Source organism: Streptomyces sp. NPDC023527 (genome assembly GCF_055560115.1).
In genome coordinates, this window is the sequence record NZ_JBVHJJ010000018.1 from 1,468 (window position 1) to 28,021 (window position 26,554).

The window sequence follows — 26,554 nt, forward strand, 5'->3', positions numbered from 1 at the left end:
TTGTCCGCGTCCGGTGCCGCTGTCCCCTCTCCCCGGGGGGCGTTGGCTGTAGCCGTAGCCGTAGCCGTAGCCGTAGCTGTAGCTGTAGCTGTAGCTGTAGCCGTAGCCGTAGCCGTAGTCGCAGTCGCACTCGCATCCGTGGTCGTAGTCGTGGCTGTATCGCTGCCGTGTCTGGTGTTGCTGTTCCCTCTTCCTTCCTTTCCTCCTTGGGGGTGTGTTGGTTTTCAGCTGGTTTCGGGGTTGGTGGTGGGGGTGGTCGTGCTGGTGGGCGCTGTGCTCGTGGGGGTGGTGGTGTGGCGGTGTAGGAGTCGTAGGAGTCGGGTGAGGGGGCCGGGTTGGTGGTGGGTGGTGGCTGGGGCCGGGGCCGGGGCCGGGGCCGGGGTGTGGGTGGGGTCGGTGGCGGTGGTGGTGGTGGGGCTGGTGTCTGGGTGGGTGGGGTTGGTGGTGGTGGTGTTCGGGTGTGCGGTGTCGGCTGTGCCGGGTGGTGGTGGTGGTGTGTTGGGGTGGTAGGTCTGGGCGCGGAGGTAGGCGTCCAGGGCGCGCGCGGGGTCGAGCGGCATGAGGGCTCTCTTCGCTGTCGTGGCTGCTGCGTGGGTGCGGTAGCCCCCCGGGGGCCTGCGGTCGGATGGGCAGGGGTGGGGTGGGGGGCTGGGTGTTGTCAGCAGCGCAGGACGGTGGTGCGCGTGTGGAGGCCCGGGGCCGGTGGTGTGCCGGGACCGCCCAGGGGCCGCTGGGCGGCGGTCGGGTGGGCTGTGGGGGGCAGGGGGCGGGGGTGCCTGCCGGGTCTGCCGGTTGTGTGGGGGCGGCGGTTTCCGCGGGTGGTGCGGGTGGTGAGGGGGTCGGTGTCGGGGGCGTATGCGTCGGGGGAGGTGTATTCCAGGGCGGGGGAGGTGCGTTCCGCCTCGGCGCCGTATACGGCTGCTGCTGGTTCTCCGCCTGCCAGGAGCAGCAGCAGGGTGATCAGGATGGCGGTCGCGGCGCGCGGGAGGGCCCGCGTCGGCGTACCGCCCCGCGCACGGCCATGACCCCACTCAGACATGGACCAAGCGTAATATTGCAATTACTTTGCGTGCATTCCCGCGATCGGGTGAAATTTCCCCTCCCTACCGCCGCCCTGCCGCCGCCTCACCGCCCCCCGGTGGGCCTGTGTGGGTGTTCTTGTGGGCCTCTTGTGGTGCCGCCCCGCGCACCCGGCACCCCCGTGACGCCTGCCGGGCCCCGCACCCTCGCGGGACCGGTGCCGGCACGCCCGGACCCGCCCGGGTTCTGGCCCGGGGCTGCCCGGGATACGGGCTGCCGGCGTCCGGGCCGCCGGGTACCGGGCGGTCGGCTTCCGGAGCTGCCGGGTACCGGGCTGTTGGGTACGGGCTGCCGGGCACGCCCCTGCCAGGTACGGGCCATCAGGTAGAAGCCGTCGGCTTCGGGGGTGCCGGGTACCGGACTTCGACTCCGGGCTGCCGGGTACCGGGCCGCCGGGTACGGGCTTGCTGGCTTCCGGGCCGTCGGCTTCAGGGTTGTTGGGTACGGGCCGTCGGTTTCCGGGGTGCCGGGTATCGGGCGGTCGGCTTCTGGAGCTGCCGACTCCCGGGCTGCCGGGCACCGGACTCCCGGGTACCGGGCTGTCGGGCACGGAGCCGCCACGGTACGGGCGGTCGGCTTCCAGGCCGCCGGTTACCGGGTTGTTGGGTACGGGCTGCTGGCTTCCGGGCCGCCGGTTACCGGGCGGTCGGCTTCCGGGCGGTCGTTACCGGGTTGTTGGTACGGGCGGTCGGTTTCCGGGTCGCTGGGTATCGGGCGGTCGGCTTCCGGAGCTGCCGACTTCCGGGCTGCCGGTACCGGACTCCCGGGTACGGGGCTGTCGGGCACGGAGCCGCCACGGTACGGGCGGTCGGTTTCCGGGTTGTTGGGTACGGGCGGTCGGTTTCCGGGCCGCCGGTTGCGGAGCTGCCGGGTACCGGGCTCTCGGGTACGGGATGCCGGTACGCCCTGCCAGGTACGGGCCGTCAGGTAGAAGCCGTCGGCTTCCGGGCTGCCGGGTACGGGGCTGCCGGGTGACCGGGCTGCCGGCTGCGGGGGCTGTCGGGGTGTGGGTTGCTGGGTGGGTTTGTGGGGGTGGGTTTGTGGGTCAGGGATGCGTGGGGGTGGTGGTGGGCGGAGGATAGCGGTGTAAGGGGGTCTGCGGTCGGTGGTGTGGGCTGGGGCTCCGGGAAGCAGCTGGTGGTTGGCGGAGGTGGAGGGCGATGGCCACGTTCATGGATGTCCATCACGGGATGGAAGGCATTACCGCTGAGCAGCTTTCGGCGGCGCACCGGGCGGACCAGGCCATCGAGGGTGAGGAGGGTGTGCGTTTCGAGCGGGCCTGGGCGGATCCGGACTCGGGCACTGTTTACTGCTTGTCCCAGGCGCCCTCACCGGAGGCGGTCATGCGGGTTCACGCCCGCGCCGGCCATCCGGTGAGCGAGGTGCATGCCGTGCCGTTGTCCGTCTCCTGAAAGGAAACGGCGGACGCCCGCCCGGCACGGATACCTCCACGCTGGCTTCCGCGCCCCTGTGTGGCCCGTGCGGCCCGTGCGTCCTCGTGGCGGTGCTGTGTGCCCCGGTCCCTGCATCCCGTACGGTCCTCGCGTCCCGTGCGGCCGTCCCGTGCGCCCCTGCGGCCCTCATAGTCCCCGCCCCTGCGTGCTGCGCGCCCCGATCCTCGCTCCCCGTGCGGCCCTCGCGCCCTCTTGGCCCCCGCGTGCTGAGCGCCCTGAAAGGAAATGGCGGATGCCCGCCGGGCGGGGTCCCGCACACTGGCTCCCGCGCCCTGTGCGGTCCCCGCCTCCTGTGTGGCCGGCCTCCGCGTGCTGTGTGCCCCGGTCTCTGCACCCTTCGCGCCCTGGCCTCTGCGTCCCGTGCGGCCCTGCGGCCTCGTAGTCCCCGCGTGCTGCGCGCCCTGGTCTCTGTGCCCTTCGCGCCCTGGCCCCTGGCGTTCCATGCGGCCGTCCCGTGCGCCCCTGGCCTCGTGGCTCCCATGCCCTCGCGCGGCTCCGGCCGGCCGGTCTGTGTGGCCGGCCCCCGCTCCGCGCGTGCACCGGCCCCTTGCGCCTGGTGTGGGCCGGCCTCCGCGTCCGGTGCGGACCGCCCTCCCGGCCTGGCTGTCCAGGTCCGCGCCTCGTGTGGACCGGTCTTCGGTCTGGGCTTCCGGTCTGGTCCCTTGGGCCTGGTCCCTTCGGTCTGGGGGGGGCTGGTGTGGGGGGTTATGTGTTGTGTGGTTTCTGCGTGGTCCAGTGGGTGGGGCGGGTGAGTGCCGGGGGGAGTTGGGTGTGGTGGTCTCCGCGGGCGGCGTTGAGCTGGGGCTGGGTGAGGAAGATGGCGCCGCGCAGGTCGGCGCCTGCCAGGTTGGCGTCGCGCAGGTCCGCGCCGATCAGGTCCGCCAGCCGCAGGTCCGCCCCCTGCAGGTCGGCTGCGATCAGGTAGGCGCCGCGCAGGCTCGCGCCCCGCAGGTCGGCTCCGCGCAGTGCGGCCCCGATCAGGTCCGCTCCCCGGCGGTCTTTCTTCTTTCCCTTCACCTGCGCGCGGACCAGCTCGCTGGTGCGCAGCAGCAGTGTGTTGACCTCGCCGCGCTGTGCGGCCACGTCTACTTTTTCCAGTGCCCCGGCCTCGAGCAGGGTCAGGGCCTGGGTCTGGTCGTGTGCCTGGCGCAGCTCGGCGCGCAGCGGGCGGGCCGGCTCCAGTGTCAGTGCCTGGTCCAGGTACCACAGCAACTCGTGCAGCTGCCGCACCAGCGGGAATACCGTGAACATCTGCTGTGCGCTGTGGGGGTCCTGGCGCCAGCTGCGTCCGCCGAAGGTGACCTGGGAGACCTTCTGTCCGGCGCCGAAGCAGTCATAGACGGTGCAGCCGGAGAAACCTTCGGGGCGCAGGCGGGTATGGATGCCGCAGTTGAAGTCCTTGCGCAGGTTGCCGCACGGGGTGCCGGCGTCCTTGTTCACCGCGAAGCCGGCCGACGCCGCGAAGGGCAGTGCCACACAGCACAGCCCGAAGCAGCTGGCGCAGTCCCCCCGCAGGGCGGTGGCAGGGTCCGGCCCGGCGTCGGGGTGTATGTCGGTCACGGTGAAGTGGTTCCTCTGAAAAAGGGGGGGCGGGTGGTCAAGCACGCCCGGTCCGGCGTGCTTTGTGGTCCAAGGTCGCGGCCGGTGCGCGGGCGGCCGGCCGGTCCGCCCCAGTTTAGGCGCCCCCGGGCCCCCCTTGTGTGCCGGGGGCCCGGGCCGGTAAGTCCTGTAAGTCCTGCCCCCGGCCCGGTGTTGTCGCGTGCCCGCGCCCTGGGTGATCATGTGTCATGCACAGTGACCTCTTCGCACACGAGAACATGGCCACGCCCGCCACCGCGCCCGGCATGAGCGTCCACAACGCCAAGTCCATCCGCTACGCCGTCGACGGTGAGTGTTACGCCCGCCAGGGGGCGATGGTCGCCTACCGCGGTGATCTGCGGTTCGAGAAACTGGGCCAGGGTGTGGGTACGTTCCTCAAGCGCGCGGTGACCGGTGAGGGGCTGGCGCTGATGGCGGTCCGTGGCCGGGGCGAGGTGTGGTTCGCGCATGAGGCCGCCAACTGTTTCGTCGTCGAGATCACCGCCGGTGACGCGCTGAGCGTCAACGGCCGTAACGTCTTGTGCTTCGATCCGTCCCTCAGTTACGAGATCAAGGTCGTCAAGGGTGCGGGCATCACCGGCGGTGGCCTGTTCAACAGCGTCTTCACCGGCCAGGGCAAGCTCGCGGTGATATGCGAGGGCAACCCCATCGTCATTCCCGTCTCCCCGCAGGAGCCCGTCTTCGCCGATACCGACGCCGTCGTGGGCTGGTCCGCTTCCCTGCACACCTCCCTGCACCGTTCGCAGAGCGTGGGCTCGATGCTGCGCGGCGGCTCCGGCGAGGCGGTCCAGCTCAAGCTGGAGGGGCAGGGTTTTGTGATCGTACGGCCCAGCGAGGCCAAGCCGCAGCCGGCCGCCTGAGCCGCCCTCTGCCTGCCGCCCGGCTCCCGGGGCGCCCGGCCCTGCGGGCCGCCGGCTCCGGGCCGCCGGCCCGTCCAGCCTTCCGTCCCTGGCCCCGGGCTTGGCCCTCCGGGTTCCCGCGGCTCGCCTCCCGACCGGGCGCCCTGACCGGGCCGGCGCCCGGTCCCTTCGCCCCGACCCGACCCCTGCGGGCCGGCCCGCGGCTGCCCAGCCTCCCGGCCCTGGCCCCCCCTCCCCCCGGGGGGCTGCGGCCCGGGTTCCCGCGGCCCGGCTCCCGGCTGCCCGGCGCCCGGCCTCTTCGCCCTGGCCCCTTGCGGGCCGGCCCGGCTGCCCAGCGGCCCTGGCCCCGGCCTTGGGCCCGGCCTTGGCCCTCTGGGTCCCCGTCGGCCCGGCCCCTGGGGCCCGGCCCCGGCCGCCCGGCTTCCCGCCCCGGCCACCCCGCCGCCCGGCTCCCGCGCCCCGTCCCCGGGTCTTTCCGCCCCGGGTCCCCGCGGCCCGGCCCTTGGGGTCCGGCCCTCAGCCACCCGGCCTCCCGTCCCGGTCGCCGCGGTCCGGCTTGCGGCCCCTGTGCGGCTTTCCGGCCGCCCAGCCGCCCCCGGCCCCCGCGGCCCGGTTCCAGGGGTCCGGTCCCAGGGGCCGGTCCCCGCCGCCCGGCCTCGCGCCCCGGTCGCCGCAGTCGGCTTCCGGTCTCTGCAAAGTCCGGCTTCCGGCCGCCAGCCGCCCGCCCCCCCCGGGTCTCCGCCCCCGCCCACGTCTTCTCGCCCCTGTTCCTTTGAGCCGCCCGTCCGCCCGCCCGGCGTCTGCCCGTCCGCCCGCCCGGCGTCCGCCCGCCCGGCGTCTGCCCGTCCGCCCGTCCGCCCGGCGTCTGCCCGTCTGCCCGTCCGCCCGCTCGGCGGCCGCCCGCCTGTGTCCGCCGTCCACGTCCGCCCGGCGTCCGCCCGCCCACGTCTGCCCGCCCGTCTGCCTGCCTGCCCGTCCGCTCACGTCCGCCTGCCCGTGTGCCTGTGCGCCTGTGCGCCCCCACGGCCCGGCACGATCGGCCGCGTGCCGGTCGTCGGGCGGGGCCGGGCGGGGCAGCATGGGCTGGTACGGCCTGTATCCCGACCGAGGAGGGCCGCCCCGTGCCGGTTTCGATCCCGCACCCGACCGTGACCGTGCTGCTCGCCGCGTCCCTGGCAGCGGGCGGGGCAGTGAGCGCCCCGCAGGCGGTGGGCGTCCCGCAGGCGGGGGGTGCCTGGCACGGCGCCCGGGACGGGACGGTGATGGTGGCCGCGCTCTTCCGTCCGGCCGGGGGCGGGGCGCAGCCGGCGCTGACGTATGACAAGGCGGTGCCCGCCGGCGGGCGGGTGCGTGTCACCGCGCACCGCGGTGATCACGGCACCTGGTTCGAGCTGCGGCTGCACGGCGTCCAGGCCGGGCGGGCGTTCGGCGCCCACGTGCACCAAAAGGCGTGCGGGAGGGACCCTGACAGCTCCGGTGGGCACTACCAGGACGTCAGGGACCCGGTGCAGCCCTCCCTCGACCCCGCCTATGCCAACCCCCGTAACGAGGCGTGGCTGGACCTGATCACCGACGCCCGCGGCGAGGGGCGTTCCCACACGGTCGTGGCCTGGCAGGTCCGCGCCGGCCAGGCCCGCTCCGTGGTGGTCCACGAACACGCCACCGCTACCGGGCCCGGCCACGCGGGAATGGCCGGAGCGCGCCTGGCCTGCGTCACCGTGCCCTTCGGCTGACGGGCCGGCGGGAGAACACTGGAAAAAGGGGGCGGAAAGAGGGCGGGGCAGGCGACCGGGGGGATACAGGAAAGGGGCGAGTGATGTCGATCCGCGGCAGGATCAAGAACGCGCTCACCGGCCATCACGGCCGCGACAGCGCCGGACCCGGCGCCCGTCAGGCCGGCGCCCGGACGCGGGAGGCGGGCCCGGCGCGCCGGGCGGAGGTGGACGGGCGCGCCCAGGAGGTACGGCGCAAGGCCGACCAGGACGTCGACCCCCGCGAGGGATGGCCCGACCAGGACGGCCCCCTCCCGCCCGGACCCTGACCCGCCACCAGCACCCGCCGCTGCGGGCGGCCTCGGGCGGCCCGGCGGGGGACGGACGGACCGGGCCAGGACCGGCCCCTCCCACCGGGCCCTGACGTGCCACCCGCCGCGCTGCTGCGGGCGGGCTCAGCCGGCTCCGGGGTGGGAGATGCCCCGGCCAGGATTGGCCGCTCCAGCCGGGCGACTGACCCGCCGCCCGGCATCCGCCGCCGGCTGCCGCCGCTGCGGGCGGGCTCAGCCGGCCCCGGCAGGGGATGGTCCGGCCAGGATTGGCCCCTCCCGCCGGGCCCCTGCCCCGCCGCCGGCTGCCGCCGCTGCGGGCAGGCTCAGCAGGCCCGGCGAGGGATGGCCCGGTCAGGACGGTGCCCTCTCCCGCCGGGGCCCCCGACCCGCCATCCGTCACCTGCCGCCGGCCCCGCCCCGCCACCCGCCACTCGCCACCCGCCACCCGCGCCGGCTGCCGCCGGCATGGGGCGGTTTCAGCCGGCCCGTACGGGAAGGTGGCGCGGGCCGCGTACGAGCAGGCCGGGACGGTAGGGGAGGGTGTTGTGTGCTGTTGCCAGGCGCAGTGGGGGCAGGGTTGTGAACAGGCGGGGCAGGGCGATCGCCGCTTCCAGGCGGGCCAGGCGTGAGCCGAGGCAGAAGTGCGGGCCGTGGCCGAACGCCAGGTGGGCGGGGGGCCGTTGGGTGCCGGGGGCGGGCAGGTGGCGGCCGGGGAGGAAGGTGTCGGGGTCGGTGAAGAGCGCCGGGTCGCGGCCGGCGGCCGCCAGGACCACCAGGACCGAGGAGCCGGCCGGTATGACCGTGCCCCCGCCCAGGTCCACCGCCTCGCTCGTGCGCCGCCAGGTGGTGCCCTCCAGCGGGCTGGCGTGGCGCAGCACCTCCTCCGTCACCGCCTCCCACCGCCGCGCCCCGCCCCGGTGGGCGGCGGCGAGCTCGCGGGGGTGGGTCAGCAGCAGCAGGCAGGCGGAGGCGAGCAGGTTCATGGTCGTCTCGTAGCCGGCGAACAGCAGCAGGAAGGCCATGGCGAGCAGTTCCCCGTCGTCCAGGCCCCCTTCGCCGCTCTCGCGGACCAGGGTGCTGAAGAGGTCCGCGCCGGGCGCGCGCCGCTTGGCGGCGATCAGCGCGGTGAAGTAGCCGTGCAGCGCCGTCCATGCCTCCTGCACCGCCTCCACCCCCTGGGCGCCGGCCGGTGAGCCCACCCGGTAGGTCCACTCCCGCAGGTCCGCCCGGTCGGCCTCCGGCACGCCCAGTACCTCGCCGATGACCAGGACGGGCAGCGGGAAGGCGAAGGCGTCCACCAGGTCCACGCTGCCCTCCCGCTCGAGGCGCCCGGCCACCTGCTCCGCCAGGTGTCCGGTCAGCTCCTCGATCCGCGGCCGCAGCGCGTCCACGGCGCGCGGGGTGAACGCCGCCGTGGCCAGGCGCCGCAGCCGGGTGTGGTCGGGGGCGTCGGAGTTGAGCATGTGCCGGGCCAGGCACTGGCGGGCGCGCTCGGCCGGGGAGGCGGGCCGGGGGCGGCCCGCGGCGGGCGCGGGCACGTTGGAGAACCGCGGGTCGGCCAGCACCTGGCGGGCCTGGCGGTATCCGGTGACCAGCCAGGCGTGGGTGCCGTTGGCCAGCGCCACCCGCGTCGCGGGAGCGGTGGCGCGCAGTCGCGCGTAGTAGGGGTAGGGGTCGCGCGCGAAGTCGGGGTCCGCGGGATCAAGGAGTTCGGGCACCCGCTCATCCTCACAGCCGCCCCGCCCTTCCATGCCGGGGCCCCGCACCAGCACCACCGCCACCGCCGCTGTGCGGTCCCTACAAACCCCACTCCCGGCCCCACTCCCGGCCCCACCCCCGGCATCTCGCCGCCCCCGCGCCGCCGGACCCGCATCCGGGCACCGCCCGCACCCCCGGCCGCCGCCCCCGCGCCCCGCACCCCGGCCGCCGCCCCGCGCACCCCGCCCGCCGCCCGTGTCCGCCACCGGGCCCCGCGCACCCTGCCCGCCGCCGGACCCCGCCGCCCCCCGCCTCCGCCCCGGCCGCGGACCAGCCGCCCCCCGCCGTTGCGGAAGCCCCCCGCCCGGTGTGAAAAAAGAGGGCGGGGGAGGGGCGGTGTTACCCCCGGCATCGCAAGATCACTTCCATGTGTCCTTCGCCACATCTGTCACGACCATGGCTCCCCGACACTCCTGAGCCCGGGGGCCCGCGAGGGTCGGCGAATCCCTCCCCCGCGCGGCAAATCCCCGCCTCAACGCTCCTGACCAGCGCAGACGTAGCGCGAGTGCGGGGGAAAATCAAATCTCTGTGAACTCTTGACGACGCCATCACACGCCTCACACCATTCACCGCATGGACTTGTCAGACAGCCGGTGCGCCGCCGCGGCGCGCGCACCGCACGCCGGCGGCGCCCGGCCACGCCCCGGGGCACCGCTCCCGCACGGCGTGCCGGCCCGCCGCCCGGCAGACGCCGCCCGCCCGGGCCGGCGGGGGCGCTTATCGCCCCGCTGAGCGGCCCGCCCCCGGGCCCGGCTCACACCAAGCCCCCCCTTGCCAGACCCCCTGCGATTCCCCTTTCGCAGACCCCGGCCGCGCCAGGACACCCGTCCCGCGTGCGGCGCCCGCCCCGCAGCGGGCACCCCCACGCCCCTCGCCTCCCCGCGAGGAGCGAGACGGACGGCCAAGGAAGCCGGACCGGCCCACCCCCACCGGCGGGTGGCGCTACGGCCCTTCCCGTGTCCGCCCCACCGAACCCGCCCGGCACCCCCGGGCGTACGGGACACCCCGGCCCCCACCCGCCACGGCGGCGGGAGCCAGGTGTCCCACGGCCCACCAGCGGCCACCCCTGGTGAAAGACCCCGGGAGATACGGCATCGCCAGCCGGATCCCGAGCACCGGGCCACCCCCCCTGGCATCACCCGGCCCGGTCCTGCCCCCTCCAAAGAAGGCGAAGACCCACATGAGTGACCGCACCCTCACTGCGGCCGACACCCAGCCCGACGTCACCACCCCGGCCACGGCATCCACGCATGTCGACGCCGGCGACGCGGGCTACAGCAAGGACCTCAAGTCCCGCCACGTCAACATGATCGCGATCGGCGGAGCGATCGGCACCGGCCTCTTCCTCGGCGCCGGCGGCCGCCTCGCCAACGCCGGCCCCTCCCTGTTCATCGCCTACGCGGTCTGCGGCCTCTTCGCCTTCTTCGTGGTCCGGGCGCTCGGCGAGCTCGTGCTCTACCGCCCCTCCTCCGGCGCCTTCGTCTCCTACGCCCGTGAGTTCATGGGCGAGAAGGGCGCCTACGCGGCCGGCTGGCTGTACTTCCTGAACTGGGCCACCACCGGCATCGCCGACATCACGGCCGTGGCCACCTACACCCACTACTGGGGCATGTTCAGCGACATCCCGCAGTGGATCCTCGCCCTGATCGCCCTCGCGGTCGTGCTCACCGTGAACCTGATCTCGGTGAAGTACTTCGGCGAGATGGAGTTCTGGTTCGCGATCATCAAGGTCGTCGCGATCAGCACCTTCATGGTCGTCGGTATCTTCCTGCTCTCCAGCAGCCACAAGGTCGGCGACACCACCCCGGGTCTGTCCAACATCCTCGACCACGGCGGCATCTTCCCCACCGGCGTGATGCCGATGCTGATGGTCATCCAGGGCGTCGTCTTCGCCTACGCCTCCGTCGAGCTGTGCGGCGTCGCCGCGGGCGAGACGAAGAACCCCGAGAAGATCATGCCGAAGGCGATCAACTCGATCATGTGGCGTGTCGGCCTCTTCTACGTGGGCTCGGTCATCCTCCTCGCGGTGCTGCTCCCGTACACCGCCTACCACGCGGGCGAGTCCCCCTTCGTCACCGTCCTGGGCAAGATCGGTGTTCCCTACGCCGCCGGCGTGATGAACCTCGTCGTCCTCACCGCGGCGCTCTCCAGCCTGAACTCGGGCCTGTACTCCACCGGCCGCATCCTGCGCTCGATGGCCATGTCGGGCTCCGCGCCGAAGTTCACCGGCCTGATGAACAAGGGCCAGGTCCCCTACGGCGGCATCCTGCTCACCGCGTTCTTCTGCGTGCTGGGCGTCGGCCTGAACTTCGTCGTCCCGGCGGACGCCTTCGAGATCGTGCTGAACTTCGCCGCGATCGGCATCATCGGCACCTGGGGCATGATCATGGTCTGCTCCCTGCTCTTCTGGAAGCGCTCCAAGGACGGCCGGGTCACCCGCCCCGGCTACCGGCTGCCCTGGGCCCCCTACACCCAGATCCTCACGCTGGTCTTCCTCGCCGGTGTGCTGGGCATCATGGCCTCCGACGAGGGCGCCAGCCGCACCACCGTCCTGTGCCTGCCGCTGATCGCGGCGGCGCTGGTCGGCGGCTGGTTCCTCGTCCGCGGCCGGGTCGCCCGCATCCAGCGGGAGAACGAACTGCGCCAGGCCCCGGCCGACCAGTCCTGACCCCCCACCGGAGCCCCGCTCCGGGCAGATGAACGAAGGCGCCCACCCGGCACAGGCCGGGCGGGCGCCTTCGGCATACCCCCTCGTACTCCGCTTTCCGGGCGGGCGTCTTCGGCGCAACCCCTTCCTACCCCGCCCCCCTTTGGGCGGCCGTGTCATGGCCGGGCCCTCGCGACGCCGGCGGCCGCCGGGCGCGGCGCGCGGGGCGCGGCCACGCACCGGGGGAGGGCTGGTTCCCGCCGAGCCCGCCACCGGGCCGCCCCGGGCCGCCCGGCGGGCCCCGCAAGGGTGCCCGCCAGGGCGCCCGACCGGGCGGTCCGGGCTACGGGCGGTCCGGGCTACGGGCGGTCCGGGCCCACAGTGGGAGCCCCCCGCCGGGCCGGCCGTGGCGGGGCCGCGCCGTCGCCGCCCGCGTGGCGTGCGGCCGGAGGCGCGGGTGTTCAGCCGCCGGAGCGGCGCGGGGCGCGTCCCGGGGCCGGCGGCTGCTCCGGCGCGGTGCCCTCCGCAGCGCTCTCGTCGGCTGCCGGCTGCTCAGTATCGCGCCATTCCTGGGTCCGGGTCGGCCGCCCCGAGCGGGTCAGGTCCCGTACTTCCTTCTTCAGCTCGTCGTCCCGCTGGGCTCCGTGCTTGCTGCTTCCCCGGTCCATACGCATCCTCCTGATCACCGCGCGCCCCCTCGTGACACCCGGCGGGCCGCCGGGGGAGGGCCAGGCCATCGGGTGCCCGACCTTTTCCCACCCAAACCAGCCCGTTTGCCGCCCCCGCCCGCCCGGCCGCGCACACGCCGGGCACCGCCGCCGCAGGCGCCACGGGCCCGTCCGCGTACGGCGAGGAGGGCCAGGCGGCGGTGCGGTGCACCGCCCGCCGGCCCGGCTGCGCACGCCGCAGGCACCGCCGCCGCAGGCGCCGCCCCCGCCCGCGTACGGGCAGAGGGAACCCCCGGGGAAGGGGGGCCCGGCGGACCCAGGGTGCGCGTCAAGGAACCCTCCCCGCCCGCGTGCCCGGCAAGGGGTCAGGCGGCGGTGCCCAGCTGCGCCGGTCCGGCCGGGGCGGGCCGGGCCGTGGCCGGTTCCGGTACGAGCGCCGCGGGGGCGGTGCGGCGGCGGTGCCACAGCGCGCCCGCTCCGATGGCCCCGGCGACGATCAGGCCGCCGGCGGCCAGGGTGCCGCGCGCGCCGGCCAGCTCCATCAGCAGGCCCAGCAGTGGCGGGCCGGCCAGCCCCCAGGTGGTGCTGGCGCTGCGCCACACCCCCAGGACCCGGCCGCGCATGTGGGGCGGGGGGTCGGTCTGCAGCACGGTGGTGCCCGCGGTGTCGGAGACGGACTCCACCACCGCCATCGGCACAACCATCAGCAGCAGCACGCTCAGCGAGGGGGAGAAGCCGGCCACCGCCTGCAGCAGGCCGCCGGCGGCGGCCAGGGCGCCGACCAGGCGCACCGAGGGGCTGCGCAGCCGGGCGGCGAGGACGGCGCCGGCCATGCCGCCGACGGCCAGCACGGTGGAGACCGTGCCGAAGGCGCCGGCGCCGGCGTGCAGCGGGCCGGTGACCAGGACGGCGAGCGTCAGCCCGTAGTTGCGGCCGAAGACCGCGCTCAGGCCGGTGATGCCGGCCAGGGCCACCAGGCGCGGCCGGCGCAGGAAGAACGCCAGGCCCTCACGGGCCGTACCGCTCCCGCCCCGGCTCTTCCCTCCGGCCGCCACCTGCACCTGCACCGGGACGGGGGCGGGGGTGTGGGGGGCCGGGCCGGCGGGGCGCAGGAAGGGGATGACGGCGGCGACGAAGAGGAAGGACAGGCCGTTGGCCACGTAGGCGGAGGCGGTGCCCAAGAACGCCACCGCCACCGCCGCGAGCGCGGTGCCCGCGAGCCGGCCGACGCTGTGGACGAGCGAGCCGACCGCGATGGCGGAGGGCACGTCCGGGGCGGGGACCAGGTCGTTGCCCAGCAGCGCGCAGGCCGGCCCGTCGATGGTGGCGATCAGGCCGGTGACGGCGGCCAGGCCCAGCAGGATGCCGACGTCGAGCTGGCCGAAGGCCACCAGGGCGGCGGTGGCGAAGGCGACCAGGCCCAGTGCGGCCTGGCTGACGGCGGCGGTCGTCTTGCGGGGCCAGCGGTCCACGGCGGCGCCGCCGAGCAGGCCCATGAGCAGGCCCGGGGCGGCCTGCACGGACAGCGACAGGCCGGTGGCGGCCGCCGAGCCGGTGATCTGCAGCACCAGCAGGTTCTGCACGGTCAGCTGCATCCAGGTGCCGGCGTTGGAGACCAGGTTGGCGGCCGACCACCAGCGCATGGAGCGGTGGCGCAGGGAACGCCAGGGGGCATGGTCACCCCCGGTGCCCCTGCCGCGGCGCGGCAGGCGGGGGAGCGGCGGCAGGGCGAGCCGGCGGGGGGCCGGCGCGGGGGCAGGGGCGGGGGCAGGGGCGCAAGAAGGCACGGCGGGGAGGACTTCGTGAAGAGCCCATCAGGCTCGGACAGCGGATGCGGGCCACGCGAAGGGCACCGGCGCGACACGCGCGGTACCCGTGCGGAAAATCTGTACGCCCGCGGGCACAGGCCCCCCGTGCGAGAAGGACTCGGGGGGAGGGGCGGGGTGTTCCCCGGGCGACGTCCCATCGTCACAGACGGCGCACCCCCCGCGCGGCCCCCGTCCCGGCGGAGTACCCCGGGCGGGGGACCGGGCCCCTTGCGGGGCACGGGATCGGGCCCCGTGGGTGGGGTTCCTCACACACCGGGCCCCCGCCTGGCGCACCATGGGGGCCGGAGCGCTTCACCGGCCGCCCGCACGCCCGGGCCAGGAGGACAGCCATGCACCCGCACCCCCCACGCGTCGCGGTCATCACCGGCGCCGACTCCGGCATCGGCCGCGCCACCGCCGTACGCCTGGCCGCCGACGGCTTCGACATCGGCATCACCTGGCACCGCGACCACGTGGGCGCCCAGTCCACCGCCGCCGAGGTCCGCGCCCAGGGCGCGCGCGCCGCGCTCGCGCCGATGGACCTCACCCGCCTGCCCGCGGCCGCCGACGCCATCGACACCCTCGCCCGCGAACTCGGCCGCCTGGACGTCCTGGTCAACAACGCCGGCACCTCCGCCGCCACCCCCTTCCTCGACCTCACCCTCGATACCGTCCGCCAGGTCATCGACGTCGACCTCATCGGCCCGCTGCTGTGCTCCCAGCGCGCCGCCCGCCACATGCGCGACCAGGGCGCCGGCGGCGCGATCGTCAACGTCACCAGCGTCCACGAGCACGCCCCGCGCGTGGGCGCCGCGCCCTACTGCGCGGCCAAGGGCGGCCTCGGCCTGCTCACCCAGGTCATGGCCCTGGAACTGGCCGAACACGGCATCCGCGTCAACGCCGTCGCCCCCGGCGAGATCGCCACCGCGATGACCGGCCAAGAGGACACCGACGTCCGCACCGCACACCGGCCCGGCATCCCGCTGGGCCGCCCGGGCGACGCCCGGGAAGCGGCCGCGGTCATCGCCTTCCTCTGCGGACCGGACGCCGGCTACGTCACCGGCGCCTCATGGACGGTGGACGGCGGCATGCTCCGCATGGGCCCCCAGGCCGGCTCCCACCTCCCCGACACCACCTGGCGCCACCCCTGACCCCACAGCGGGGAACCACCCCGGGCACGGGCACGGGCCCGCGTACGGCCTGCCGGGTACAGACCTCCGCATACGGGTCTCCGCGTACGGACCGCCGGGCACGGACCCCCGGGCACGGGGTACGAGCCTCTGGGTACGAGCCTCTGGGTACGGGCCTCCGCGTACGAGCCCTGGAGCACGGCCGCCGAGCACGGCCCCCGAAGCACGGGGCCCCGAAGCACAGGCCGGGCCGCCCCCCGGTCCCGGACGCCCGCACCACCCCCGCACCCCCGCGTCACTGCCCCCCCTGAGCCGCCGCCACCCCCGCGCCGCCCCCCGCCCCCCGCGCCCCCGGGCCCGTCTCCGCCCGGTATCAGTCCGTGCTCTCCTCGCCGCTCATCACGTGCATAGCCGCCTCCTCGGCGGAGGCGGCGCCGCCGTCGATGCCGATGTCGCGGGCGACGACGTCGTTGGCGCGGCGGGGGAAGCCGTCGTCCATCCCCACCACCCGGCCGGCCCGTGCGTCGCCCACTTCCTCGTCCACCGGTTCGCCGTCGGCGTCCACCTGGTCGCCGATGCCGTCGCCCTCGGGCGGGGCGATGTCCGGCTCCTCCTCGGCCAGGCGCTGCTCCAGGCTCTCGCCCTCGTGCTGCTCGCGGGCCGTGGTGCCGTGGTGCTCCACCGCCAGGGGCTTTTCCGGCGGGGAGTAGCCCGCGTCGAGGATTTCGTCGAGCCCGTCGCCTTCCAGGGCGTTCTCCAGGTCGAGGCTGTCGGAGTTGTCCTGGGGGTCGGGGCCGACCGGCTGGTAGACCTCGTCGCCCATCGCCTCATCGGACATGGGGCGCTCCCTTCCTCGCCTTCCGGCCCCCTCCTCCGGCGCCGGCCGCGGGCCGGCCGAGCGGTCACCTGGCGGTCTCGCTCTTCCGTACGACTTCCCGCAGGCATTCCGGACGAAACAGCCCAAGCCTCCGGGCGCGCCCGGGGAGGGGGCGCCTCCTCGCCGCGTACCCCCGTGCCCGTACCGCACGCGACACCCGGCACGCGATGTGCGGTGCGGCGCGGTGCTATGTCGCGGTGACCAGGGTCAGGCCGGCGGCGCCCGGCCGGGGGGTGAGCGGGCGGGGCAGGGGGCCGGCCGGGTCGTGGGCGCGGACGGTGAACCAGACGACCTTCCCCCCGGGGGCGGGCCGGGTGCCCCAGCTGTCGCTGAGCGCCGCGATCATCGCCAGGCCCCGCCCCGGCGCCGCGCACGGCACCGCCCCGCACAGGGGCGGCAGGCGGGGGTCGTGGTCGGCCAGGGAGACCGTCAACTGGCGGCCGGACCAGGCCAGTTCCAGGGTGCACGCCTTGTCGGCGCCGGCGTGGAGGTGGACGTTGGTGAGCAGTTCGGCCACCCCCAGCCCCACCGGGCGCAGCAGCGGCTCCAGTTGCCAGTAGCGCAGGTGCGCGGCGACGATGCGCCGTACCTGGGGCATCCGCGCCGGGCGGGCCTCGGTGTGCAGGACGTAGCGGTGGCCGGCTTGGGCGTTCATGGCCGCGACACTCCCTCCTCGCCGGGAGGAGACCGCCTGCGCGGATCGCTCCTCGCGTCGACCGCCAGTGACGCGTCCCGTGCACACCAACCCTCACGTCAGCGCACTCGCTGGATACCCCAGGGTCGCCCGCCCGCCGTGATCCCGCAACGCCGCACCCCCCTTTCCGCCCGCCCCGCCCGGCCGCGGGGGCGGGCGGAACACGGCGACCGGGCGGCCCGGGCGGGGCCACCGCGAAAGGAAGTCCGAATGATGCGGGTTTGCAGGGGTACTGGGAGGTTCTGCCCCCGGCCACGCGCCGACGGCGCCCACCGGCCCCCGGGGCGCGGCCGTGCCCGCACCGAACCCGCAGGAAGGAGCCCCCTCATGGCCACCGCACCCGCTCCCCGCTGGGAGCACGCCCTGGTCACCGGCGGGGCCGGCTTCGTCGGCTCCCACCTGTGCACCGCGCTCGTCGAACAGGGAACCGCCGTCACGTGCGTGGACGACCTGTGCACCGGTTCGGCCCGCAACGTCGCCCACCTCCAGGGCCGGCCCGGCTTCACCCTGCTGGAGGCCGACGTCACCGAGCCCCTCACCCTCGCCCGCCGCGCCGACCTCGTCCTGCACTTCGCCTCACCCGCCTCCCCGGCCGACTACCTGCGGCTGCCCCTGCACACCCTGGAGACCGGCAGCCTGGGCACCCGCAACGTCCTGGCCCTCGCCCGCCGCCACGAGGCCCGCTTCCTGCTCGCCTCCACCTCCGAGGTCTACGGCGACCCCCAGCGCCACCCGCAGAGCGAGGACTACTGGGGCAACGTCAACCCGGTGGGCCCGCGCAGCGTCTACGACGAGGCCAAACGCTTCGCCGAGGCGCTGACCACCGCCGAGGCGGCCGGACACGGCACCAACACCGCCATCGTGCGGCTGTTCAACACCTACGGGCCGCGCATGCGCGGCCACGACGGCCGGGCGGTGCCCACCTTCATCCGCCAGGCGCTGGCGGGCCAGGCGCTGACGGTCACCGGCGACGGCCGCCAGACCCGCTCGCTGGCCTACGTCGACGACACCGTGGCCGGCATCCTGGCCATGGCCGCCTCCGACCTGCGCGGCCCGGTCAACCTCGGCAACCCCACCGAGATCACCATGCTCGAACTGGCCCGCACCATCATCGAACTGGCCCGTTCCTCCTCCACCATCCGCTTCATCGACCGCCCCACCGACGATCCGGCCGTGCGCTGCCCCGACATCACCCTGGCCCGCGGCAAGCTCCAGTGGGAGCCGCGCATCCCCGCCCGCGAGGGACTCGCCCGCGCCATCCACTGGTTCCGCACCCACCCCACCACCTGAGGCCCCCCTCCCGCGACCTCATCCTTCTTCCGCCCGAGCGCCGTTCGGCGCCATCCCCCCTTTTGACGGCCGGCCAGGAAAGGCACCCCTGAAGACCATGCGCATCCTCGGAATCAACGCCCTCTTCCACGACCCCGCCGCCGCCCTGGTCATCGACGGGCGCACGGTCGCCGCCGCCGAAGAGGAACGCTTCTCCCGCCGCAAACACGGCAAACGGCCCCTGCCCTTCTCCGCCTGGGAACTCCCCGGCCAGGCCGCCGCCTGGTGCCTGAGCCAGGCCGGCCTGCGCCCGGCGGACCTCGACGCCGTCGCCTACTCCTTCGACCCCCGCCTCGCCCGCCCCGCCGACACCATGGGCCTTGACGACCCCTGGGACCACCTGCGCCTGACCTACGCCGAGCAGGCCCCCGCCTTCCTGCGCGAGGCCCTGCCCGGCCTGGACGCCTCCCTCGTCCGCTTCGTCCCCCACCACCTGGCCCACGCCGCCTCCAGCGCCTACGCCGCCCCCCACGCCCAGAACTGCTCCGTCCTGGTCCTCGACGGCCGCGGCGAGGCCACCTCCCACCTCGCCGCCCGCCGCACAGGCGGCCACCTCGAACCACTCCACGGCCAGCAACTGCCGCACTCCCTGGGCCTGGTCTACGAAGAACTCACCGCACACCTGGGCTTCCTGCGCTCCAGCGACGAATACAAAGTGATGGCGCTCGCCTCCTACGGCCGCCCCCGCATGCTGGGCGAACTGCGCCGCCATGTGCACCCCACCGGCGACGGCGGCTTCCACGCCACCGGCGTGCCCTGGGACCAGCTGTGCACCGCCCGCAGACCCGGGGAGGCCTGGACCCAGGTCCACGCCGACCTCGCCGCCTCCACCCAGGCCTGCCTGGAGGAAACCCTGCTGGACCTGGCCCGCTGGCTGCACGGCCGCACCGGCGACCGCCTGCTGACCCTGGCCGGCGGCGTCGCCCTGAACTGCGTGGCCAACTCCCGCCTCGCCCGCGAGGGCCCCTTCGACCACCTGTGGGTCCAGCCCGCCGCCGGCGACGCCGGCACCGCCCTGGGCGGCGCCCTGCTGCTCTCGGCCGACGCCGGCCACCTCCCCCTCCCACCACCCGGTGCCGACCTGGGCCGCGGCTGGTCGGACGCCGAACTGGAAGCCTGGCTCAAATCGGCCCAGGTGCCCTACGAACGGCCCCCCGACATCGCCGAAACAGTGGCCCGGGCCCTGGCCGACGACGCGATCGTGGCCTGGTTCCAGGGCCGCGCCGAATTCGGCCCCCGCGCCCTGGGCCACCGCTCCCTGCTCGCCCACCCCGGCCACCTGGGCAACCTCGAACGCCTCAACGACGTCAAGGGCCGCGAACAGTTCCGCCCCGTGGCCCCCATGGTCCTGGCCGACCGCGCCGGGGAGATCTTCGACGGCGTCCTGCCCAGCCCCTACATGCTCTTCGTCCACGACGTCGCCCCCGCCTGGCGCGAGCGCATCCCGGCCGTGGTCCACGTGGACGGCACCGCCCGCATCCAGACCGTCGACGCCGCCGCCGAACCCCTCGTCGCCCGCATGCTCACCGCCTTCGAACGCTTCACCGGCCTGCCCGTGGTCGTCAACACCAGCCTCAACACCGCCGGCCGCCCCATGGTCGACGACCCGCGCGACGCCCTGGAATGCTTCGGCTCCGCCCCCGTCGACCTCCTGGCCATGGGCCCCTTCACGGTCCGCCGCGGCCAGTTCTTCGCCGCCCACGACGACTCGGCCACCACCGCCACCACCACCGGCCCGCCGGAGGGGGGAGGCGTCCGGTGACCCCCACCCCTCCGGTGACCCCCACCCCCTACGCCGTCGTCATCCCCACCCTGGGCCGCCCCAGCCTGAACGCCTGCCTGAACGCCCTGGCCACCGCCCAGGGCCCCCCGCCCGGCCACCTCGTCCTCGTCGACGACCGGCCCCTGGCCGACTGCACCCCCCTGCCCGTCACCATCCCCGACCCCCTGCGCCCCCTGACCCAGGTCGTCCCCGGCTGCGCCGCCGGCCCCGCCGCCGCCCGCAACACCGGCTGGCACGCCACCGACCAGAGGTGGATCGCCTTCCTCGACGACGACGTCCTGCCCGGCCCCACCTGGGCCGCCGACCTCGCCGCCGACCTCGCCGCCGCCACGGAGACCACCGCCGCCGTCCAGGGCCGCATCACCGTCCCCCCACCCCACGGCCGCCGCCCCACCGACTGGGAACGCACCACCGCAGGCCTGGCCACCGCCCGCTGGATCACCGCCGACATCGCCTACCGGCGCACCGCCCTCGAAGCGGTCGGCGGCTTCGACGAACGCTTCCCCCGCGCCTTCCGCGAAGACGCCGACCTGGCCCTGCGCGTCATCGACGCCGGCTGGACCATCACCCGCGGCACCCGCACCACCACCCACCCCGTACGCCCCGCCGACCGCTGGATCTCCCTGCGCACCCAGGCCGGCAACGCCGACGACGTCCTGATGAACCGCCTGCACGGACCCACCTGGTGGCAGCGGGCCGGCGCCCCCCGCGGCCGCCTGCCCCGCCACCTGGCCCTCACCGCCGCCGCGGCCGCCGCCCTCACCGCCACCGCGCTGCGCCGGCCCACCGCGGCCGCCACCTGCGCCGCACTCTGGCTGGCGGGCACGGCCGAATTCGCCTGGACCCGCATCGCCCCCGGCCCCCGCACCGGACACGAGATGGCCACCATGGCCGCCACCAGCGCCCTCATCCCACCCACCGCCACCGCCCACTGGCTACGCGCCCAGCTCCGCCACCACCGCGCCGCCCCCCACCCCACACCCCCACCCACCCCCGCACCCGCACCCCGGGGGCAACAGCCGGCCACCTCCTGACAGCCCCGCTTCCGGGCGCCGCTCCCGAGCCCCGGCCCGGCCGGGCGGCGCTCTTGAGCACTGGTCGGCCGGGCACCGCTCTTGAGCACCGGCCCGAGCCCCGGTGGCCGGGCACCAGCCCGCCGGCGCCCGGACCCGCCGCGCCCCGGCCGAGCCCCGCCCGAGCGGCCGGGGCCGCACCCCCGGCCCGCCGCCCCGGCTCGCCGAGCCCCGGCCCGGTGGCACCCGGCCCGGCCGAGCCCCGCCCGAGCACCGGGGCCGGGCGCCGGTCCGCCGAGCGCCAGTCCACGGCATCCCAGGCCGCCTTGGCCCGCCGAGCACCCCGGCCCGGTGGCACCCGGCCCGGCCGGGCACCGGGGCCGCACTCCGGCCCCGCCGCACTCCGGCCCGCAGGTACCCAGGTCCGCCGCCCCGGCCCGCCAAGCGCCTTGGCCTGGCGGTACCCCAGGCCGGCCGAGCACCGGCCCCGCTGAGCGCCAGCCAGGGACACCCCGGGCCGCCGCCGCCCAGGCCCGCCGAGCACCGGCCCGGTGGCCCCCTGGCCCGGCCCGGCCGAGCCCCGCTCCTGAGCCCCGCCCGGGCACCGGCCCGCCGGCACCCCGGTCCGGCCGAGCCCCGCCCCGCCCTGCCCCGGCGGCAGCCGCCCGCACTGCCGCCCGCGGCGCATCGCACCCTGTAAGCAATTTGCGTGGTTTTAGTAGCCATTGAGATGGTTACTCGGGGTGGGTGCTCAACACTCCGGCCTCACGTGCCACCCCCGCCCCGGCTGACGGTCCCTGGCTGTTCCCCCCGGACAGCCCGCCCGCCGGTGCCCTCACCCTGCCCCGGCCCCCCGGCCTGCCCCAGGCGGTCCTCTTCGACCGGGACGGCACGCTCATCGAGGACGTCCCCTACAACGGCGACCCCCGCCACGTACGCCTGCGCCCGCACGCCCGCAAGGCCGTCGACACCGTCCGCTCCTGGGGCGTGCCCGTCGGCGTGGTCAGCAACCAGTCCGGCGTCGCCCGCGGCCTGCTCACCCACCGCCAGGTCCGCGCCGTACAAGAACGCGTGGAAGCACTCCTGGGCCCCTTCGCGGTCTGGGCCGTCTGCCCCCACGGCCCCGACGACGGCTGCGCCTGCCGCAAACCCGCCCCCGGCCTGATCGAAGCCGCCTGCCAACGGCTGCGCACCGACCCGTGCCGCACCGCCGTCATCGGCGACATCGGCTCCGACATGGCCGCGGCGAAGGCCGCCGGCGCCCGCGGCGTCCTGGTCCCCACCGCCCTCACCCTCCCCCAGGAGAGCGCCACCGCCCCGGAGACGGCCCCCGACCTGCTCAGCGCGGTACGCCGCCTGCTGCCGGGCAGGGAAGGAACCGGATGACGGCGCCCCCGCGCACCCTGGTGGTACGGCTCGACAGCGCCGGCGACGTGCTCCTGGCCGGGCCGGCGGTCCGCGCCACCGCCGCATCCTCCGCCCACACCGCACTCCTGTGCGGACCGCAGGGCGAAGCCGCCGCCCGCCTGCTGCCCGGCGTCGACGAGATCCTCCGCTACGACGCCCCCTGGGTCGGATTCGACCCACCACCCCTGCGCCGGGCGGACCTCGACACCCTCACCGACACCCTCGCCGCCCGCCGCTTCGACCGCGCCCTGATCCTCACCTCCTTCCACCAGAGCCCCCTGCCGGCCGCCCTGCTCCTCAAAGCCGCCGGCATCCCCTGGATCGCCGCCGACAGCGAGCACTACCCCGGCTCCCTGCTCGACCTGCGCCACCACCGCACCCCCCACCGGCACGAGGCCCGCGCCATGCTCGACCTCGCCGAGGCCGCCGGCCTGCGCCTGCCCCCCGGCGACGACGGCGCCCTGCGCGTCACCGCCCCGCCCGCCGCCACCCACCTGACCGGAGAAGGCCCCTACCTCGTCCTGCACCCCGGCGCCGCCGTGCCCGCCCGGGCCTGGAGCGCCGCCCGCGCCGCCCGCGCGGCCGCCGCCCTGAGCGCGGCCGGCCACCGCGTCGTGGTCACCGGCACCGCCGCCGAACGCCCCCTGACCGCCGCCGTCGCCGGCCACCACGCCCTCGACCTCGGCGGCCGCACCCGCCTGCCCGAACTCGCCGCGGTCATCGCCGGAGCCCGCGCCCTCATCGCCGGCAACACCGGCCCCGCCCACCTGGCCGCCGCCCTCGCCACCCCCGTCGTCTGCCTCTTCGCCCCCGTCGTACCCGCCCACCGCTGGGCCCCCTACCGCGTCCCCCACGTCCTGCTGGGCCGCCAGGACGAACGCTGCGCCGGCAGCCGCGCCCGCACCTGCCCGGTACCCGGCCACCCCTGCCTGGACTCGGTGACCGACACCGAACTCCTGGCCGCTGTCGACCGGCTGCTCACCGGCGACCACGGCCACAACGGCGGTGACGGCGGCCACACCGGCGACGACGGCGGTGACGGCGACGGCCGCAGCGGTGCCAACAGCCGCGTACACGACGGCGACCAGGACCGCGACCGCGACCAGGACCGCGACCGCGACCAGGACCGCGGCCAGGACCAGGACCGCGGCCAGGACCGCGAGCAGGGCCACGGCCGCGGCGGCGCCCCCGACCGCCCGCGCGCCCGCGGAAACGGCCCCGGCCAGGAGGTCAGCGCATGAACATCCTGCTGTGGCACGTACACGGCTCCTGGACCACCGCGTTCGTCCAGGGCCCGCACACCTACCTCGTGCCCGTCACCCCCGGCCGCGGCCCCGACGGACTGGGCCGGGCCCGCACCTTCACCTGGCCCGCATCCGTGATCGAGACCACCCCCGCCCAACTGCGCGACGCCGACATCGACCTGATCATCCTGCAGCGCCCGCACGAGGAGGAACTGGCCCGCCGCTGGCTGGGCGGACGCCGCCCCGGCCGCGACATCCCGGCCGTCTACCTCGAACACAACGCCCCCCACGGCGACGTCCCCGCCACCCGCCACCCCTGCGCCGGCCGCCCGGACCTGACCCTGGTCCACGTCACCCACTTCAACCAGCTCTTCTGGGACAACACCGGCACCCCCAGCCGTGTCATCGAACACGGCGTCGTCGACCCCGGCCACCTCTACACCGGCCACCTGCCCCGCGCCGCCGTCGTCGTCAACGAACCCCTGCGCCGCGGCCGCACCACCGGCACCGACCTGCTGCCCGCCCTCGCCCGCGCCGCCCCCCTGGACGTCTTCGGCATGCGCACCGAAGGACTCGCCCGGCACCTGGGACTGCCCCCCGAGCGCTGCCGCACCGCCGACCTGCCCCAGAGCGAACTGCACACCGCCCTCGCCGCCCGCCGCCTCTACCTGCACCCCGTGCGCTGGACCTCACTGGGGCTGTCCCTGCTGGAGGCCATGCACCTGGGCATGCCCGTCGTCGCCCTGGCCACCACCGAAGCCGTCGAAGCCGTGCCCCCCGGCGCCGGCACCCTCTCCACCCGCCCCGAGGTCCTGGCCGCCGCCGCCCGCACCTACCTGGCCGATGCGCAGGCCGCCGCCGAGGACGGCGCCCGCGCCCGCACCGCGGCCCTGAACCGCTACGGACTCAAACGCTTCCTGCACGAGTGGCACGAGCTGATCGAGGAGGTGACCGGCCGATGACCTGCCCCGACACCGACCGCGCCCACACCATCGCCCTGATCTCCGAACACGCCAGCCCCCTGGCCGTCCTGGGCGGCGTCGACGCCGGCGGCCAGAACGTCCACGTCGCCCACCTCGCCGAAGCCCTCGCCGACCGCGGCCACCACATCACCGTCTACACCCGCCGCGACGCCCCCGACCTGCCCCCACGCACCACCGTCCGGCCCGGCGTCGAGGTCCACCACGTCCCCGCCGGCCCGCCCCGCCACGTACCCAAGGACCAGCTCCTGCCCCACATGGAGGAGTTCGGCCACTACCTGGCCGCCCAGTGGCGCCACCAGCGGCCCGACCTCGTCCACTCCCACTACTGGATGTCCGCCGTCGCCGCCCTCGGTGCCACCCGCGACCTCACCCTGCCCCTGGTGCACACCTACCACGCCCTGGGCACCGTCAAAAGACGCCACCAGCAACACGAGGACACCAGCCCCCCCGACCGCATCGCCCTGGAGAGGGCGATCGGTGGGGCATGCGACCGCATCATCGCCACCTGCCGCGACGAGGTACGCGAACTGGCCGCCATGGGCGTCGCCCCCCAACGCGCCGTCATCGTCCCCTGCGGCGTCGACGCCTCCCACTTCAGCCCCTACGGCCCCATCGCCACCCGCCGCCGGCGCCACCACCGCCTCCTGCAGATCGGACGCCTGGTCAAACGCAAAGGCGCCGCCCTGTCCATCACCGCCCTCGCCGCCCTGCCCACCGCCGAACTCCTCATCGCCGGCGGCCCCCCGCAACACCGCCTCCACCAGGACCCCGAAGTACGCCGGCTGCGCGCCCTGGCCCGCCGCGCCGGCGTCGCCGACCGTGTCCGCTTCACCGGCGGCATACCGCGCGAGAGCGTCCCCACCCTGCTGCGCAGCGCCGATGTGGTCCTGTGCCCCGCGGACTACGAACCCTTCGGCATCGTCCCCCTCGAAGCCATGGGCTGCGGCACCCCGGTGGTGGCCACCGCCGTCGGCGGCCAGCTCGACACCGTCGCCGACCCCGCCACCGGCCGCCTCGTCGCCCCCGGCGATCCCACAGCCCTGGCCGAAGCCGTCGCCGGCCTGCTCGCCGACCCCGCCCGCCGCGCCGCCTGCGGCATCGCCGGCCGCCGCCGCGTGCTGACCCGCTACGGCTGGGACCGCGTCGCGGCCGCCACCGAGGACGTCTACCGCGACGTCCTGGCCCGCCACCCGGCCGCGGTGACGGGAGTGAGCTGACCCCCGGGGGGGGACCGAGCACCGACCCCGCACAGGCAAGGAGGCACGAGCCACCCCCGGGCACCCAGGGCCGGGCGGCTCCACCACACCATGAGCGAACCCCTGCACGCCGCCCACGCGCACTGCCAGTCCCTGCTGGACGCCCTGGCGCACTTCCGCCGCCAGGGGCTGGGACAGGTCGCCGCCTGGGGCGAACACCTCGCCGCCGTCCTGCGCGTCGGCGGCCGCCTGCTGGCCGCCGGCAACGGCGGCAGCGCCGCCCAGGCCCAGCACCTGACCGCCGAACTCGTCGGCCGCTACCGCACCGAACGCCCCGCCTACTCCGCCATCGCCCTGCACGCGGAGACCTCCAGCCTCACCGCCATCGGCAACGACTACGGCTTCGAGGAGCTCTACGCACGCCAGGTCGCCGCCCACGGCCGCCCCGGCGACGTCCTGCTGCTGATGTCGACCTCCGGACGCAGCCCCAACCTGCTGGCCGCCGCCGACACCGGCCGCGCCGCCGGCCTGCGCGTGTGGGCCATGACCGGGCCCCGGCCCAACCCGCTGGCCGCCCGCGCGGACGAGGCCCTGCACATCGAGACCGACAGCACCGCCACCGTCCAGGAAGCCCACCTGGTCGCCCTCCACCTGCTGTGCGAGTCCTTCGACGCCGCCCAGACCCCCACCACCCCCCACGCCACCCCGGGCACCACGGACACCTCCGGCGCTCCCGGCGCGCTGAGCACCCCCACCCCCACCTGACACCAGGCCCCCGAAGCGAGAAGCCCCCCGAAGCCGGCACCGCTTCAGGAACCGGAAGGACCACAGGAACCGGAAGGACCGCAAGAACCGGACGGACCGCAGCGGCCGCAAGGACCGCAGGAACCGGAAGGGTGCAAGGACCGGAAGACACAAGGAAGCTGACGGCCCGTAAGGAATCTGACGGGTCACAAGGACCGCAAGGACCGCAAGGAGCC

General features: G+C 75.7%; 21 protein-coding genes and 1 pseudogene. 14 read left to right on the plus strand and 8 right to left on the minus strand.

Translation table 11 applies throughout. The features are described from left to right. Window positions 1-224 precede the first annotated feature (224 nt). Window positions 225-560, minus strand: coding sequence for a hypothetical protein (locus ACZ303_RS29250; protein WP_467343486.1), 336 nt, complete (start codon window positions 558-560; stop codon window positions 225-227). A gap of 98 nt (window positions 561-658) precedes the next feature. Next, entirely contained in the window at window positions 659-1,039 is a 381-nt protein-coding gene (locus ACZ303_RS29255; protein WP_467343487.1) for a hypothetical protein, read from the minus strand. Between the two features lie 1,201 nt (window positions 1,040-2,240). On the opposite strand from ACZ303_RS29255, the gene ACZ303_RS29260 reads away from it, so the two are divergent. Continuing rightward, window positions 2,241-2,492 (plus strand): SCO4226 family nickel-binding protein, encoded by a 252-nt coding sequence (locus tag ACZ303_RS29260; protein ID WP_467343488.1) that lies wholly within the window; start codon window positions 2,241-2,243, stop codon window positions 2,490-2,492. Window positions 2,493-3,239: 747 nt separating this feature from the next. On the opposite strand, the gene ACZ303_RS29265 is transcribed toward ACZ303_RS29260, so the two are convergent. Further along, the gene (locus ACZ303_RS29265; protein WP_467343489.1) at window positions 3,240-4,094 is read right to left on the minus strand and encodes a pentapeptide repeat-containing protein; all 855 of its coding nucleotides are present in this window, start codon (window positions 4,092-4,094) and stop codon (window positions 3,240-3,242) included. 227 nt (window positions 4,095-4,321) lie between these two features. Here ACZ303_RS29265 and ACZ303_RS29270 point away from each other — a divergent pair, with 227 nt between their 5' ends. The 3 genes from ACZ303_RS29270 (at window position 4,322) to ACZ303_RS29280 (ending at window position 7,034) form a co-directional block, all read left to right on the plus strand. Then, window positions 4,322-4,993: an AIM24 family protein gene (locus ACZ303_RS29270; protein WP_467343490.1), complete on the plus strand. Its 672-nt coding sequence runs from the start codon at window positions 4,322-4,324 to the stop codon at window positions 4,991-4,993. Between the two features lie 1,121 nt (window positions 4,994-6,114). Beyond that, the gene (locus ACZ303_RS29275; protein WP_467343491.1) at window positions 6,115-6,726 is read left to right on the plus strand and encodes a superoxide dismutase family protein; all 612 of its coding nucleotides are present in this window, start codon (window positions 6,115-6,117) and stop codon (window positions 6,724-6,726) included. 83 nt (window positions 6,727-6,809) lie between these two features. Beyond that, the gene (locus ACZ303_RS29280; RefSeq protein ID WP_467343492.1) at window positions 6,810-7,034 is read left to right on the plus strand and encodes a hypothetical protein; all 225 of its coding nucleotides are present in this window, start codon (window positions 6,810-6,812) and stop codon (window positions 7,032-7,034) included. A 479-nt stretch (window positions 7,035-7,513) separates the two neighbouring features. Here ACZ303_RS29280 and ACZ303_RS29285 read toward each other — a convergent pair whose 3' ends face one another. Then, complete coding sequence (locus ACZ303_RS29285) at window positions 7,514-8,755, minus strand: cytochrome P450 family protein (protein WP_467343493.1); 1,242 nt, start codon at window positions 8,753-8,755, stop codon at window positions 7,514-7,516. 1,220 nt (window positions 8,756-9,975) lie between these two features. Between ACZ303_RS29285 and ACZ303_RS29290 the strand changes: the two genes are divergently transcribed. Further along, window positions 9,976-11,463: an amino acid permease gene (locus tag ACZ303_RS29290; protein ID WP_467343494.1), complete on the plus strand. Its 1,488-nt coding sequence runs from the start codon at window positions 9,976-9,978 to the stop codon at window positions 11,461-11,463. Window positions 11,464-11,903: 440 nt separating this feature from the next. Here ACZ303_RS29290 and ACZ303_RS29295 read toward each other — a convergent pair whose 3' ends face one another. After that, entirely contained in the window at window positions 11,904-12,110 is a 207-nt protein-coding gene (locus ACZ303_RS29295) for a hypothetical protein (RefSeq protein WP_467343495.1), read from the minus strand. 365 nt (window positions 12,111-12,475) lie between these two features. After that, window positions 12,476-13,753 carry an MFS transporter gene (locus ACZ303_RS29300; RefSeq protein ID WP_467343496.1) on the minus strand — a complete coding sequence of 426 codons (1,278 nt, stop codon included), beginning with the start codon at window positions 13,751-13,753 and terminating at the stop codon, window positions 12,476-12,478. 515 nt (window positions 13,754-14,268) lie between these two features. Between ACZ303_RS29300 and ACZ303_RS29305 the strand changes: the two genes are divergently transcribed. Further along, window positions 14,269-15,069, plus strand: coding sequence for an SDR family oxidoreductase (locus ACZ303_RS29305; RefSeq protein ID WP_467343497.1), 801 nt, complete (start codon window positions 14,269-14,271; stop codon window positions 15,067-15,069). Between the two features lie 352 nt (window positions 15,070-15,421). Here ACZ303_RS29305 and ACZ303_RS29310 read toward each other — a convergent pair whose 3' ends face one another. Together ACZ303_RS29310 and ACZ303_RS29315 are read right to left on the minus strand one after the other, a co-directional pair. Beyond that, window positions 15,422-15,886, minus strand: a complete 465-nt coding sequence (locus ACZ303_RS29310) for a DUF5709 domain-containing protein (protein WP_467343498.1) — start codon at window positions 15,884-15,886, stop codon at window positions 15,422-15,424. 226 nt (window positions 15,887-16,112) lie between these two features. Continuing rightward, window positions 16,113-16,580: an ATP-binding protein gene (locus tag ACZ303_RS29315; RefSeq protein ID WP_467343499.1), complete on the minus strand. Its 468-nt coding sequence runs from the start codon at window positions 16,578-16,580 to the stop codon at window positions 16,113-16,115. A gap of 366 nt (window positions 16,581-16,946) precedes the next feature. On the opposite strand from ACZ303_RS29315, the gene ACZ303_RS29320 reads away from it, so the two are divergent. The 8 genes and pseudogenes from ACZ303_RS29320 to ACZ303_RS29355 all read left to right on the plus strand — a co-directional run bounded on the left by ACZ303_RS29320 (window position 16,947) and on the right by ACZ303_RS29355 (window position 26,339). Then, on the plus strand, window positions 16,947-17,909 hold the full coding sequence (locus ACZ303_RS29320) for an NAD-dependent epimerase/dehydratase family protein (protein WP_467343500.1): 963 nt from the start codon (window positions 16,947-16,949) through the stop codon (window positions 17,907-17,909). Window positions 17,910-18,006: 97 nt separating this feature from the next. Continuing rightward, window positions 18,007-19,710: a carbamoyltransferase family protein gene (locus ACZ303_RS29325; protein ID WP_467343501.1), complete on the plus strand. Its 1,704-nt coding sequence runs from the start codon at window positions 18,007-18,009 to the stop codon at window positions 19,708-19,710. Next, window positions 19,707-20,765, plus strand: a complete 1,059-nt coding sequence (locus ACZ303_RS29330; RefSeq protein WP_467343502.1) for a glycosyltransferase family 2 protein — start codon at window positions 19,707-19,709, stop codon at window positions 20,763-20,765. The genes ACZ303_RS29325 and ACZ303_RS29330 overlap by 4 nt, the downstream gene beginning before the upstream one ends. Before the next feature lie 726 nt (window positions 20,766-21,491). Next, complete coding sequence (locus ACZ303_RS29335) at window positions 21,492-22,130, plus strand: D-glycero-alpha-D-manno-heptose-1,7-bisphosphate 7-phosphatase (RefSeq protein ID WP_467343503.1); 639 nt, start codon at window positions 21,492-21,494, stop codon at window positions 22,128-22,130. Further along, window positions 22,127-23,131 (plus strand): annotated as a pseudogene (locus tag ACZ303_RS29340) (glycosyltransferase family 9 protein); the annotation flags it as partial. The gene ACZ303_RS29335 and the pseudogene ACZ303_RS29340, both read left to right, overlap by 4 nt. A gap of 257 nt (window positions 23,132-23,388) precedes the next feature. Further along, window positions 23,389-24,357, plus strand: coding sequence for a glycosyltransferase (locus tag ACZ303_RS29345; RefSeq protein WP_467343504.1), 969 nt, complete (start codon window positions 23,389-23,391; stop codon window positions 24,355-24,357). Further along, window positions 24,354-25,595: a glycosyltransferase gene (locus tag ACZ303_RS29350; protein WP_467343505.1), complete on the plus strand. Its 1,242-nt coding sequence runs from the start codon at window positions 24,354-24,356 to the stop codon at window positions 25,593-25,595. Before ACZ303_RS29345 ends, ACZ303_RS29350 begins: the two co-directional genes overlap by 4 nt. A 90-nt stretch (window positions 25,596-25,685) precedes the next feature. Further along, on the plus strand, window positions 25,686-26,339 hold the full coding sequence (locus ACZ303_RS29355) for a D-sedoheptulose-7-phosphate isomerase (RefSeq protein ID WP_467343506.1): 654 nt from the start codon (window positions 25,686-25,688) through the stop codon (window positions 26,337-26,339). Window positions 26,340-26,554 lie beyond the last annotated feature (215 nt).